At 39.0% G+C, this 13,115-nt stretch carries 8 protein-coding genes, 1 tRNA gene and 2 rRNA genes; 3 read left to right on the top strand and 8 right to left on the bottom strand.

The annotated features are described in order from the left end of the window. Positions 1 to 43: 43 nt before the first annotated feature. The 8 genes from CIG1485E_RS02915 to CIG1485E_RS02880 all read right to left on the bottom strand — a co-directional run bounded on the left by CIG1485E_RS02915 (position 44) and on the right by CIG1485E_RS02880 (position 10,302). Positions 44 to 2,954 (bottom strand): 23S ribosomal RNA (locus CIG1485E_RS02915). A gap of 526 nt (positions 2,955 to 3,480) precedes the next feature. Further along, positions 3,481 to 3,557, bottom strand: a tRNA-Ile gene (locus CIG1485E_RS02910). Between the two features lie 101 nt (positions 3,558 to 3,658). Beyond that, a 16S ribosomal RNA gene (locus tag CIG1485E_RS02905) occupies positions 3,659 to 5,173 on the bottom strand. Together the 16S and 23S rRNA genes with 1 tRNA gene alongside form the textbook arrangement of a ribosomal RNA operon. A gap of 549 nt (positions 5,174 to 5,722) precedes the next feature. Continuing rightward, on the bottom strand, positions 5,723 to 7,012 hold the full coding sequence (locus CIG1485E_RS02900; protein ID WP_038453533.1) for a YdgA family protein: 1,290 nt from the start codon (positions 7,010 to 7,012) through the stop codon (positions 5,723 to 5,725). Beyond that, on the bottom strand, positions 7,012 to 7,578 hold the full coding sequence (locus tag CIG1485E_RS02895; protein ID WP_038453530.1) for a DedA family protein: 567 nt from the start codon (positions 7,576 to 7,578) through the stop codon (positions 7,012 to 7,014). Before CIG1485E_RS02895 ends, CIG1485E_RS02900 begins: the two co-directional genes overlap by 1 nt. 8 nt (positions 7,579 to 7,586) lie before the next feature. Continuing rightward, positions 7,587 to 8,180: a lipid-binding SYLF domain-containing protein gene (locus CIG1485E_RS02890; RefSeq protein ID WP_038453527.1), complete on the bottom strand. Its 594-nt coding sequence runs from the start codon at positions 8,178 to 8,180 to the stop codon at positions 7,587 to 7,589. Between the two features lie 9 nt (positions 8,181 to 8,189). Further along, positions 8,190 to 9,743: a ribonuclease Y gene (rny, locus tag CIG1485E_RS02885; protein ID WP_038453524.1), complete on the bottom strand. Its 1,554-nt coding sequence runs from the start codon at positions 9,741 to 9,743 to the stop codon at positions 8,190 to 8,192. Further along, a complete protein-coding gene (locus tag CIG1485E_RS02880; protein ID WP_038453521.1) occupies positions 9,676 to 10,302 on the bottom strand; it encodes a 5-formyltetrahydrofolate cyclo-ligase in 627 nt (208 codons plus the stop codon). The genes rny and CIG1485E_RS02880 overlap by 68 nt, the downstream gene beginning before the upstream one ends. 48 nt (positions 10,303 to 10,350) lie before the next feature. Between CIG1485E_RS02880 and CIG1485E_RS02875 the strand changes: the two genes are divergently transcribed. From CIG1485E_RS02875 to radA, 3 genes are read left to right on the top strand one after another with little or no spacing between them, the layout of a single operon-like run. Then, positions 10,351 to 10,902 carry a TlpA family protein disulfide reductase gene (locus CIG1485E_RS02875; RefSeq protein ID WP_038453519.1) on the top strand — a complete coding sequence of 184 codons (552 nt, stop codon included), beginning with the start codon at positions 10,351 to 10,353 and terminating at the stop codon, positions 10,900 to 10,902. Continuing rightward, complete coding sequence (gene ftsY / locus CIG1485E_RS02870; RefSeq protein ID WP_038453518.1) at positions 10,902 to 11,768, top strand: signal recognition particle-docking protein FtsY; 867 nt, start codon at positions 10,902 to 10,904, stop codon at positions 11,766 to 11,768. The genes CIG1485E_RS02875 and ftsY overlap by 1 nt, the downstream gene beginning before the upstream one ends. 2 nt (positions 11,769 to 11,770) lie before the next feature. Next, a complete protein-coding gene (gene radA, locus CIG1485E_RS02865) occupies positions 11,771 to 13,114 on the top strand; it encodes a DNA repair protein RadA (protein ID WP_038453515.1) in 1,344 nt (447 codons plus the stop codon). The last annotated feature ends 1 nt before the right edge of the window (position 13,115 follow it).

The following is a 13,115-nucleotide window of genomic DNA, read 5'->3' as shown; positions in this document are numbered from 1 at the left end:
GCAAGAATATAATTTATCCTTAACAAGGAAGTGATGCTTATATAAAGATAAGCAAACGAGCTATTAGTACTGGTCAGCTAAAGGACTTTCATCCATTACACACCCAGCCTATCAAACTAGTAGTCTACTAGAGCTCTTAAAAGAAGATTCATCTTGGAGTTGGCTTCGAGCTTAGATGCTTTCAGCTCTTATCACATCCCGGCTTAGCTACCCAGCGATGCTCTTGGCAGAACAACTGGTACACCAGTGGCCAGTTCGACCCGGTCCTCTCGTACTAGGGTCAACTCTCCTCAATCTTCTTACGCCCACGGCAGATAGGGACCGAACTGTCTCACGACGTTCTGAACCCAGCTCGCGTACCGCTTTAAATGGCGAACAGCCATACCCTTGGGACCTGCTCCAGCCCCAGGATGCGATGAGCCGACATCGAGGTGCCAAACCTCCCCGTCGATGTGAGCTCTTGGGGGAGATCAGCCTGTTATCCCCGGGGTACCTTTTATCCTTTGAGCGATGGCCCTTCCACACAGAACCACCGGATCACTAAGACCGACTTTCGTCTCTGCTTGACGTGTATGTCTTGCAGTTAAGCTGGCTTATGCCTTTATACTCTACGAACGATTTCCAACCGTTCTGAGCCAACCTTTGTAAGCCTCCGTTACATTTTGGGAGGCGACCGCCCCAGTCAAACTACCCACCAGACATTGTCCTACCTAAGGATAACTTAGGCTAGTTAGCTACCCGAATAAAGAAGAGTGGTATCTCAACAATGGCTCACTATAAACCAGGGTCTATAGATCAAAGCCTCCCACCTATCCTGCGCATCTTTATCCAAGTAGCAGTGTCAAGCTGTAGTAAAGGTCCACGGGGTCTTTCCGTCTTGCCGCGGGTAGGAGGAATTTTCACCTCCACTACAATTTCACTGGATCTCTCTTTGAGACAGCTCCCATCTCGTTACGCCATTCATGCAGGTCGGTATTTAACCGACAAGGAATTTCGCTACCTTAGGACCGTTATAGTTACGGCCGCCGTTTACTCGGGCTTCGATCAAATGCTTCGCAGAGCTAACATCATCAATTAACCTTCGAGCACCGGGCAGGCGTCACACCCTATACATCCACTTACGTGTTAGCAGAGTGCTGTGTTTATGGTAAACAGTCGGGAGGGACTCTTTGTTGTAACCTTCTTTGCTTTGTAGAGTAAATCTACTAACAAAGTTAGGCACACCTTATACCGAAGATACGGTGCTATTTTGCAGAGTTCCTTAAAGAGAGTTCTTCCACGCGCCTTAGAATACTCATCCCACCCACCTGTGTCGGTTTACGGTACGGGCAATTATTACTAAACTTAGAAACTTTTCTTGGCTCGATAGTATCATGGATTCTCATTCAACTCCGAAGAGCGTCGTGAGCCTTTGAGGTCTCGGATAAAGAGTTACGGATTTGCCTATAACTCAACCTACGCCCTTAGACTAGCACTTCCATCCGCTAGCTCCACTAACTTTAAGCGTCCTTCCATCGCACATAATAATTGGTATTGGAATATTAACCAATTTTCCATCGCATACCCCTTTCGGACTTTGCTTAGGACCCGACTAACCCTACGATGACGAGCATCGCGTAGGAAACCTTGGGTTTTCGGCGTCTAGGATTCTCACCTAGATTATCGCTACTCATGCCTGCATGCTCACTTCTATCCGCTCCAGCACTCCTTACCGGTATACCTTCAACGCTGAATAGAACGCTCTCCTACCACTTAGTTAAAAACTAAGTCTAAAGCTTCGGTACTCATTTTAGCCCCGTTATATTTTCCGCGCAGAATCACTAGACCAGTGAGCTATTACGCTTTCTTTAAAGGATGGCTGCTTCTAAGCCAACCTCCTGGTTGTTTAAGTAACTCCACATCGTTTTCCACTTAAATGAGATTTAGGGACCTTAGCTGTTAGTCTGGGTTGTTCCCCTCTTGACGACGGATTTTATCACTCGCCGCCTGACTGCTGTGATTACATTATAAGTATTCGGAGTTTGATAGGGTTTGGTACATTGGTATATGCCCTAGCCCATTCAGTGCTCTACCCCTTATAATTACGACACAACGCTATACCTAAATATATTTCGGAGAGAACCAGCTATCACGATGTTTGATTGGCCTTTCACCCCTATCCACAAGTCATCAGGAGCCTTTTCAACGGCCGTCTGTTCGGTCCTCCACTGGCTCTTACACCAGTTTCAACCTGCTCATGGATAGATCACATCGTTTCGGGTCTGCAGCATCTGACTATACGCCCTATTAAGACTCGCTTTCGCTACGGCTCCGGGTTTCCTTAACCTCGCCAGACACCACAACTCGCAGGCTCATTATGCAAAAGGCAGTCCATCACACGTCATAAAGAATCGTGCTCTGAATGATTGTAAGCAAATGGTTTCAGGTTCTATTTCACTCTGATCACCTCAGTTCTTTTCACCTTTCCCTCACGGTACTTGTGCACTATCGGTCTAGTAGTAGTATTTAGGGTTGGAGAGTGGTCTCCCCAGCTTCAGACAGGATTTCACGTGTCCCGCCCTACTCAGGATACTGCTAAGTATAAACGCACTTTCATATACGGGGCTATCACCCACTATGGCTAACCTTTCCAGGTTATTCTATTAGTTTGTTTAAGTCTATGTTGCAGTCCTACAACCCCGTTAGTAAACTAACGGTTTGCCCTCTTACGCGTTCGCTCGCCGCTACTAGCGTAATCTCTTTTGATTTCTCTTCCTGTGGGTACTAAGATGTTTCAATTCCCCACGTTAGCTCTGTAAATACAGTAGTTAATATCACTATTAACTGGGTTGCCCCATTCAGAAATTCCCGGATCAAAGCCCCTTGACGGCTCCCCGAGACTTATCGCAGCCTGGCACGTCTTTCATCGCCTCTACTAGCCAAGGCATCCACCATTTGCTCTTAGTAGCTTACCTTTTTTAGTCTTCTCACAAGAGCAAAGCTCTTGTTCCGATGGGAAGTGCAAGCACTCCCTCAACCCACCTAAAGCACAACACAATATAAATATTGTGTTCATTTTCCATAAAGACAAACTTAATACTAAATTTGGTATTTCGGAATTGAGAAGTTTTTATATTTTTGTTTAGATTATTATTCTAATTTGCATCACTTCCTTGTTAAAGATAAAAAATAAATTTGATAATTTATATTTTACAATATTTAAATATATACTATAAGACGGAAAGCATTAACTACTACTAAGTAAGTTTTAAAACTTAATAGATTGTGATGTTAAACTTGATAGTTAATATTTTAGTTATTGGGATAACAGATTGTTTAATTAACTATTTGCTAAACTAGTCTATATTTAAAGCTCTAACAAGTCCTGTAAAATTGTTTTATTTATTAAAACTTGATTGTGACTTTTAACAATGATAATTTAAATAACTTTAGACAAAAGTCTAATTTAAAAACTAATGTTAGTTCTTAAATTAGACTTAATGGTGGGCCTAACAAGACTTGAACTTGTGACCTCACCCTTATCAGGGGTGCACTCTAACCAGCTGAGCTATAGGCCCTTTATATAAAATGTAAACTGTCAATCTCTCAAACCTAAACAAGTGTGATTGAGACCTCTTTCTTAACTAGCAGTTGTGAGACTTACTAGTATGTACTCTAGAAAGGAGGTGATCCAACCGCAGGTTCTCCTACGGTTACCTTGTTACGACTTCACCCCAGTCGCTGATTCCACTGTGGACCGTAGCTAGTTTAGCATTCGGGCTTCGAGTGAAATCAACTCCCATGGTGTGACGGGCGGTGAGTACAAGACCCGGGAACGTATTCACCGTAGCATGGCTGATCTACGATTACTAGCGATTCCGGCTTCATGCTCTCGAGTTGCAGAGAGCAATCCGAACTGGGACATATTTTATAGATTTGCTCCATCTCGCGATATTGCATCTCATTGTATATGCCATTGTAGCACGTGTGTCGCCCTGGGCATAAGGGCCATGATGACTTGACGTCGTCCACACCTTCCTCCTCCTTACGAAGGCAGTCTATTTAGAGTGCTCAGCCGAACTGTTAGCAACTAAATACGTGGGTTGCGCTCGTTGCGGGACTTAACCCAACATCTCACGACACGAGCTGACGACAGCCGTGCAGCACCTGTCTCTAAGTTCTAGCAAGCTAGCACCCTCATATCTCTACAAGGTTCTTAGGATATCAAGCCCAGGTAAGGTTCTTCGCGTATCTTCGAATTAAACCACATGCTCCACCGCTTGTGCGGGTCCCCGTCTATTCCTTTGAGTTTTAATCTTGCGACCGTACTCCCCAGGCGGTATACTTAATCCGTTAGGTGCATTACTGCCGTGACTAGCACAGCAACAACTAGTATACATCGTTTAGGGCGTGGACTACCAGGGTATCTAATCCTGTTTGCTCCCCACGCTTTCACGCATTAGCGTCAGTTGAGTTCCAGCAGATCGCCTTCGCAATGGGTATTCCTGGTGATCTCTACGGATTTTACCCCTACACCACCAATTCCATCTGCCTCTCCCTCACTCTAGATTATCAGTTTCTCAAGCAGTTTAACAGTTAAGCTGTTAGATTTCACAAAAGACTTGATAATCCGCCTACGCGTCCTTTACGCCCAGTGATTCCGAGTAACGCTTGCACCCTCCGTATTACCGCGGCTGCTGGCACGGAGTTAGCCGGTGCTTATTCCTACAATACCGTCATGGTTCTTCTTGTAGAAAAGGAGTTTACGCTCCGAAAAGTGTCATCCTCCACGCGGCGTTGCTGCTTCAGGGTTTCCCCCATTGAGCAATATTCCCTACTGCTGCCTCCCGTAGGAGTCTGGACCGTGTCTCAGTTCCAGTGTGACTGATCATCCTCTCAGACCAGTTATGCGTCAAAGCCTTGGTGAGCCATTACCTCACCAACTAGCTGATACAATATAGTCTCATCCTACACCGAAAAACTTTCCCGACTTAACTTATGTTAAGAAGGAGTATGGAGTATTAGCAGTCATTTCTAACTGTTGTCCTCCAGTGTAGGGCAGATTAACTATACATTACTCACCCGTGCGCCACTAAGATTTAAAAAAGCAAGCTTTCTTAAATCTCCGTTCGACTTGCATGTATTAGGCACGCCGCCAGCGTTCACTCTGAGCCAGGATCAAACTCTCCATAAAATTTATGCAAAAGACTTTTTATCTTGCAGATGAAAAGTCAGCATAAATTTGGGATAAACCCAAATTTATTATGAAGTTTTTAATCTAAAAACTTTTAAGTTTTATATATTAATAAGTATAAAGATAATATAATTATTTTTATACTATAGAACTTACTTTAAAAAGTAGTTCTGGCTCAATCGATCACTTGTTTAGATTTCAAAGATTGACTATAAAAAATAGTTTAACATTTATAATTTTAAAAAACATCGAAAAGTGAAGTGATTTCTAATATCTAGAAGAAGATAGAAGGTCTTTCTCATTTCGTGAGCTGGAATTATACAAGAGACATACTTAAATATAGCTTAAAGAATTGGGGAAATTGAGAAAAGTTGGGGAAATCGATTAAATTTCTATATTTTTATGCAAAATAGGGGTGGGTTTGGGGGATTTGATTAGAATATAAGCATGAAAAGGTAAAGCGGCGCTGTGTTATTTATCCTAAAACAAATATAGCGTCGCATTTATATATAAAGTATTAAAGTTGCAGTTCACAACTTTAACATAAAATCAGAAATTTGATATAAATCCATTTAATGATTTATTATCATTAAATATAATATCATTTTTATCTTCGCTTAGTTTGAAGCTTGTCGTTAGTTTGCCATCTTTATTTATCAATATCCCATCTTCGATAAATCTATCTTCGTATGTTTTTACATTTGGTATCCAATAAAACAAATTTGACACCCTATCTTTGACTTTCAAATTTCCTGCTATGCTTACATATTGTTCTATGCTGTCTAAACTATCTATATATTTAATATCTTCATCTATGCTTACAGAATAATTTAATTTCAGACTATTGTTCTTATCATTTTTGAAGCTAAGATTTGAAACTTCTAGTTTAGGCATTGCTTTTAATAATTTTAATATATTTTGCTCAAATGATACAAAATCAGAACCACTTATATCGTTCATAGCTTTTTCGTATAATTCTTTATCTAAATTTAATATGTCTGCTTTTAAATTTATATCATTAAATTTAACTCCAAATATATCCAAAGACGCAGTGTCAAGATCTGAGCTTAAAATAGCTTTTGCATTTTGTATTGCAGTTGTCGCTTTTAGACTTAATTTGTTTATATCTATCTTGCCAAGTATCGTGGAGATTTTGATAGAATCCAACCCAAAATATGACTCATTTGCATATAAAATATTTTTTTCTAAATCATTTATTGTTGTGTTATCTGGTAATTTTATGCTGTATTTTAAATTTGAAAGATCAATGATATCATTATTGCTTGAAACAATAGCATCTGGCAATGCGAACTCTATCTCTTTTATATTTTCTTTTTCAAATACGACCTTTATGCTGCTATTGCTAAGATTTATTGCCAAATTTTCATCTTCTAAATTTAAAGGCAAAAGCTTAAATATCATACTTCCATTTTTTAAGATATTTGATTTAAGGCTAAATTCAAGCGGTTTTGATGTAGAAAATAGCTCGTTTAGTATATCTTTATATGGAGAGTTTAGAACTTCAAGGCTTCCTGTAGTATTGTTTTTTAATAATAATGATATAGGAGAGTAATCACTTTGCAAATTTAATCTCACGATCATAGGACTTGATGTCTCAAAAAGCAAACCAACGATCGGCATATTCACCTTAAGCTCCAAGCTTGAAGTGACATCAAATAGACCACTAAAATGCTTAGCATCGCTTACACTTATATCATCGCTAGTCTTAAATCTATCCGCCAAATCTTTATGGCTTTTATTTATCAAATACGCAGCCCCAGCCCAAGAAGCAACAAACAAAAATATCACTAAATTTAAGGCAATCAATACTTTTTTCATTATCTAACTCTCTTTTTTGTAGCAAAACTAAAATACAACCATATAATTCCAAGTAAACAAAGCAGCATCAAAGGAATTATATACGGACTATCACCAAAAAAACTAGCTGCTTTTTGGAGCAAATCACCAGCTTGATAGCTAGCAATTCCTAAAGACAAAGACCAAATCACAGAGCAAATAGCGTTTATGATAGTAAATTTTTTTATATCATATTTAGTAAGTCCGATGGCTAGGGGAACTAAAGTTTTTAAGCCGTAAATATATTTTTTTATAAAAATGATCTTATCACCGTGTTTTTTAAATAAAATTTGAGCTAAAGCTAGTTTTCTTTTGTGAGATTTAAAGTATGGCAAAATAGCGTTTTTGTTGTATCTTCCCATATAAAACAGTATCATATCGCCTATGAAATTTGCCACTGCGGCTATAATCATACAAGTAGCAAGATCAAGCTTACCAGCGTAGCTTAGAAGTCCAGCTGCGATGATCGCAACCATTCCCCCACCAAGTGAGTATAAAAACAAAATAATATATCCGTAAGTGGATAATGAGCTTAACATATCTTGCATCAAAAACCTTAGTTAGCTGAGTTCAAAGCTTGGATTAATGAGTTAAATCCGTATGAGTTTACATCAAATTTAATCTTTTCATCTACACCTATAACAGTCCCGCCAAGCTTTGCTCCAGCAAAATATCCACTGTTGTTTGAGTAAGCATATATATCTTTTGAAAATGAGATATCGCTTATCTTTGCTGTGTTTGCTCCAATACTTCCAAAGCTCACAGAGGCATCTGCTTGAAATGTAAATTTAGCATCTTCTATGTCTTTGACTATACTGCTTTTTAAGATATACAAAACAAGATAGCTATCTTCATATCCAGCTTGCAAGCCTATGCTTCCACCACCGATCTTGACTCCTTTTGGATGCCAAGAATCACCATTTTTGACTAGCATAGTTCCTTTTCCCACGATGCCACCAAGTATAAATCCAGCCTTTACAACTCTTGGAAAGATTATTATCGCACTTGATTTTTCTACCAAATTTGCAGCTGGAATGCCATCATTTGCTCTTAAAACCATCTGATAAGCGTTTGCACTATCTAAAAGTAACTCATCATTGCCAAACAAAGATGCAACACAAAGCATCAAAGACAATATAATCTTTCTCATCAAAATCTCCTATTTAGCAAATTCAACAGCTCTAAGCTCTCTTATAACATTTACTTTTATTTCGCCTGGATATTGGATCTTCTCTTGTATCTCTTCTGCGATTTCTTTAGCTAAAAGTACGGCTTCATCATCATTTACAAGCTTTGCATTTGCTATGACTCTTATCTCGCGACCAGCATTTATAGCATAAGCTTGTTTGATACCTTCTTTGCTAGTTGCTATTTCTTCGATCTCTTCAACTCTTTTTAAGAAGCTCTCAAGAACCTCTCTTCTAGCTCCTGGACGCGCTGCTGAAAGAGCGTCTGCGGCACAAACTGCGGCGCATTCCACGCTGCCAATCTCCTCATGTCCGTGGTGAGCATAAATCGCGTTTATGACAACTGGATGTTCTTTGTATCTTTTGCAGATTTCGGCTCCAAGATCTACGTGGCTTCCTTCGTATTCATGGGTGAGAGCCTTACCTATGTCGTGAAGTATTCCAGCTCTTTTGGCTAGTTTTTCATCTCCACCAGTTTCAGCTGCTATGATACCTGCTAAATGAGCTACTTCAAGACTGTGAGCAAGAGCATTTTGACCATAGCTAGCTCTAAATTTAAGCTTACCGATGAGCTTGACAATCTCAGGATGAACTTTATTTATGCCAAGATCTATTAGTATATTTTCTCCCTCTTCAAGTATGCTAGCTTCAAACTCATCGCAGACTTTCTTATGTATCTCTTCTATGCGAGCTGGCTGGATTCTGCCATCTTCTACAAGACGCTCAATAACTCTAGTGGCAATGGCACGGCGGTAAAGATTGAAGCTAGATAAGACTATAGCTCCTGGAGTATCATCGATGATAATATCTACGCCAAGAACCATCTCAAGGGTCTTTATATTTCTTCCCTCTTTACCGATGATTCTACCTTTTAGCTCATCGTTTTTGATATTTACGACATTTATAAGACGCTCAGCTGCAAATTCTCCAGCGTAACGGCTAGTGGCTTGAGCTAAGATATAATTAACTCTTTTTTTAGCTTCTTTTTTGGCTTCTTCTTCGTATTTTCTTACGATGTGAGCTATCTCTGCTCTGCTTTTTTCTTCGACTTTGCTAAGGACAACGTCTCTTGCTTCATCTTGAGTTAAACCAGCTGAACGCTCCAAAACTTTAAGAGCTTCGCCAAGCTTTTCTTCGTATGAAACTTTTAAATTTAGCCCCTCTTCGTAGAGAACCTTTGCTTGATTTTTGGACTTTTCAAGCTCATCTTTGCTATTTTTTAAAATTTCTTGTTCGTTTAGTATAGCCTGCTCTTTTTTGGCTATATCATCAAATTTTTGGTTATACTCTTTTTGGAGACGAGTACCCTTTTCGTCATATCTTTTTTTGGCTTCAAACTCAGCTTCGCTTACCTTGACTTTTGCATCTTTTAGTATGCCTTCAGCCTCAAATTCTATGGCTTTTGCCTTAGCTTTTGCTTGCTCTAAGAATATATCATAGTTTGCGTCATTTATCTTCTTAGCGACTACGTATCCTGCGCCAACACCTACAACTCCGGCTCCTAAGCCGATCAAAATCTCTATCATTATTTACCCTTATATAATTTCTTTTTGGGGTTATATAAAAATCACATGTAATATCATGCAAATCACAAATTTTTTCTTTAATATAAAAATCTTCTATTTGGACAAAGAGTATCTTTGGTCTATAGCCTAAATTTGATATAAATTTATCATAATAACCCATTCCATGTCCTATTCTAGCCATACTTCCGTCAACCCCAATCACAGGAATAACAGCCAGATCAATACGTTTTAAAAAAGCGTTTGAATCATTTGCCTCTCTAACATTAAATTTAGATATTTTAAAAGGCAATCTTAATTTTACCATTTTTAAACTTTTATCTACCATAAAAGGCAAAAGTATATTATATTTCTTAGCTAAACGTGGCCTAAGCTTTAAGAAATCTGGCTCATAAAAAAGCGGTGTAAATATGAGTATGTTTTTGACTTTTAGATCATCAAGTAAATTTAAAAAAGTCTTATGCAGCTTATAGCTATAACATTTTGCTCTTAGTCTGGCTATAGTTTTAAGCCTGTTCTTTGCATATATTCTATAGCTATTTTTATCAAATTTAAAACCCATTTTATAAACTTTATGTATAATATTGGAATTTAATCCATAGGAAAACAAATGAAATCAAAGACCTTAATTATAGCATTTTTGCTGATTTTTGTATATGGTTGTAGCAAAAATGAAACAAACGATGAAAACGCAACTACAGATCAAACATCAGTTATGAGTGATGATTATACAAGATCATTTTCTCTAGCTCTAAACAACGGCGACAAACTATCAATGCAAAAAACACAAAATGGCTTTAGCGTAGAAGATAATAATAAGGCTATGCTGTTTTCATTTTTTACTACTTGGTGCCCGCCTTGCAAAGCCGAAATACCACATTTAGTAAGCTTGCAAAACAAATTTAGCGATAAGCTAAGAGTAGTTGGCGTTTTGATGGAAGAAAGAAGCACTCAAGATATGGATGAGTTTATAAAAATGTTTAACATCAACTACAATATAGCTTACGGCGAAGAGAACTTCTTCTTTGCAAAAGCCCTTGGTGGCGTGGTCGGCATACCATATATGGTTTTATACTATCCAGACGGAAAATACGCAACGCATTATGTAGGCATAGTCCCTGAAGAGATGCTTGAATCTGATATAAAAAAGGTACTTTTATAATGTTTAGTTTTCTAAAAAAAGGGCTAGAAAAGACTATCGGCTCGATCGTTTCAAGCAAGCCAAAAGACAAAAAAATCACAAAAGATGTCCTTGAAGAGCTACTTTTAGAAGCCGACGTGCCTTTTGAGATTGTTGAAGAGATCATATACTATCTACCACCAAGCAATAATGTAGATAGAAGCGACCTTTCAAGAGTTATGCAAACTTATTTCTTATATGATAGCAAAAAGACTGAAGCCAAACCATTTGTCCAGATGATAATAGGCGTCAATGGCGCAGGAAAAACAACAAGCATAGCAAAACTAGCAAATTTATATAAAAAAGATGGAAAAACTGTTATTTTAGGAGCAAGCGATACATTTAGAGCTGGAGCAGTTGAGCAGCTAAAAGCTTGGGCTACTCGCCTAAATGTCCCAATAGTAGCAACAGCCCAAGGTCATGATCCAGCTGCAGTTGCCTTTGATACCATAAGCTCAGCCATTGCAAAAGGCTATGACCACGCCATCATAGATACTGCTGGACGTTTACAAAATCAAAAAAATCTAGCAAATGAGCTTGAAAAAATAGTTAGAATTTCTGGCAAAGCTATGGACTCTGCTCCACATCAAAAAATCTTAGTGCTTGATGGCACGCAAGGAAACGCAGGTGTAGCTCAAGCAAAAGCATTTCACGATATAGTGAGCATTGATGGAGTTATCATCACAAAGCTAGATGGCACAAGCAAAGGCGGTGCACTTTTTGGTATTGCAAGAGAGCTTGAGCTGCCGATACTTTTTGTTGGCGTTGGAGAGGGCATGGAGGATTTGGTTAAATTTGACCCAAGCGAGTTTGTCAAAACAATCTGCGATGCCATATATTTGGACTAAAAATGGCAAAAGCAAAAGCAACAGTATTTGAGTGTGAAGCTTGTGGAAATCAACAAAGCAAATGGATGGGAAGATGCCCGCAGTGTGGGGCTTGGGAGAGTTTTGTAGAACTTAGCAACGAACAAATCAAAGTAATCAAAGAAATATCCAAAGCCACCACTTCTCCATCAGCAGCCAAGCCTATCACAGATATCCAAATAGAAGAAATATCCAAAAGAACCACCGGCGACAGCGAGCTTGATTTAGTGCTTGGAGGTGGATTAGTCGATGGCTCACTTGTGTTAATAGGTGGCAGTCCAGGGATTGGCAAATCAACCTTGCTTCTTAAAATAGGCTCAAATTTAGCCAAAAACGGCGAAAATGTCTTGTATGTGAGCGGCGAAGAGAGCAACTCACAAATCAAAATGAGAGCCGATAGACTAAATGCAAACCATAAAAATTTATACCTTTTAACAGAGATAAATTTAGACGCCATACTTACTGAAGTAAATAAAAATAACTACAAAACACTCATCATCGACTCAATCCAAACGCTTTATAGCTCAAACATCACCTCAGCTCCAGGCTCAATCTCGCAAGTAAGAGAGATAACATTTGAGCTAATGAGACTGGCTAAAAGCAAGGATATATCGATATTTATCATCGGTCATATCACAAAAGAAGGCTCAATCGCAGGCCCAAGAATACTTGAGCATATGGTCGATGTCGTGCTGTATTTTGAGGGCGATAGCAGCAGAGAACTTAGGATTTTAAGAGGATTTAAAAACCGCTTTGGCTCGACTAGCGAAGTCGGGATTTTTGAGATGAATGCCACTGGACTTGTCAGCGCAAAAGACGCTACAAGCAAATTTTTCACACGAGGAAATGCAGTAAGTGGCTCAGCCATAACTGTCACGATGGAAGGAAGCAGAGCTTTGATAGTCGAAATCCAAGCTTTGGTTTGCGAAAGTAGCTACCCAAAAAGAAGCTCAACTGGATTTGACAAAAACCGCCTTGATATGATACTTGCCTTGCTTGAGCGAAAGTTAGAAATCCCACTTGGGCATTATGATGTATTTATAAACGTAACTGGCGGGGTTAAAATAGCTGAAACTGCTTGCGATCTAGCTGTCGTAGCAGCCATAATATCAAGCTTTCGCAATCGCCCAATCAGCAAAGAAAGCGTTTTTGTGGGCGAGCTTAGCTTAAATGGTGAAATCAGAGATGTATTTAATCTAGACGCAAGACTCAAAGAAGCCAGCATGCAAAAGTTTAAAAACGCAATCGCGCCAAGCAAACCAGTAGAAAAATCAAGCTTAAAACTCTTTGTCGCCAAAGAGATAACACAAGTTTTAGAATGGATGTAAG

Source organism: Campylobacter iguaniorum (genome assembly GCF_000736415.1).
GTDB classification, from domain to species: domain Bacteria; phylum Campylobacterota; class Campylobacteria; order Campylobacterales; family Campylobacteraceae; genus Campylobacter; species Campylobacter iguaniorum.
Note: the sequence above shows the minus strand (reverse complement) of the source record. Positions and strands in the feature narration are given on the sequence as shown.

Excerpts from the sequence above, each read along its gene's own strand:
- CIG1485E_RS02875 (WP_038453519.1), top strand. The coding sequence starts at position 10,351 with ATGAAATCAAAGACCTTAATTATAGCATTTTTGCTGATTTTTGTATAT.
- CIG1485E_RS02880 (WP_038453521.1), bottom strand. The coding sequence starts at position 10,302 with ATGGGTTTTAAATTTGATAAAAATAGCTATAGAATATATGCAAAGAAC.
- ftsY (WP_038453518.1), top strand. The coding sequence starts at position 10,902 with ATGTTTAGTTTTCTAAAAAAAGGGCTAGAAAAGACTATCGGCTCGATC.
- radA (WP_038453515.1), top strand. The coding sequence starts at position 11,771 with ATGGCAAAAGCAAAAGCAACAGTATTTGAGTGTGAAGCTTGTGGAAAT.
- CIG1485E_RS02900 (WP_038453533.1), bottom strand. The coding sequence starts at position 7,012 with ATGAAAAAAGTATTGATTGCCTTAAATTTAGTGATATTTTTGTTTGTT.
- rny (WP_038453524.1), bottom strand. The coding sequence starts at position 9,743 with ATGATAGAGATTTTGATCGGCTTAGGAGCCGGAGTTGTAGGTGTTGGC.
- CIG1485E_RS02890 (WP_038453527.1), bottom strand. The coding sequence starts at position 8,180 with ATGAGAAAGATTATATTGTCTTTGATGCTTTGTGTTGCATCTTTGTTT.
- CIG1485E_RS02895 (WP_038453530.1), bottom strand. The coding sequence starts at position 7,578 with ATGCAAGATATGTTAAGCTCATTATCCACTTACGGATATATTATTTTG.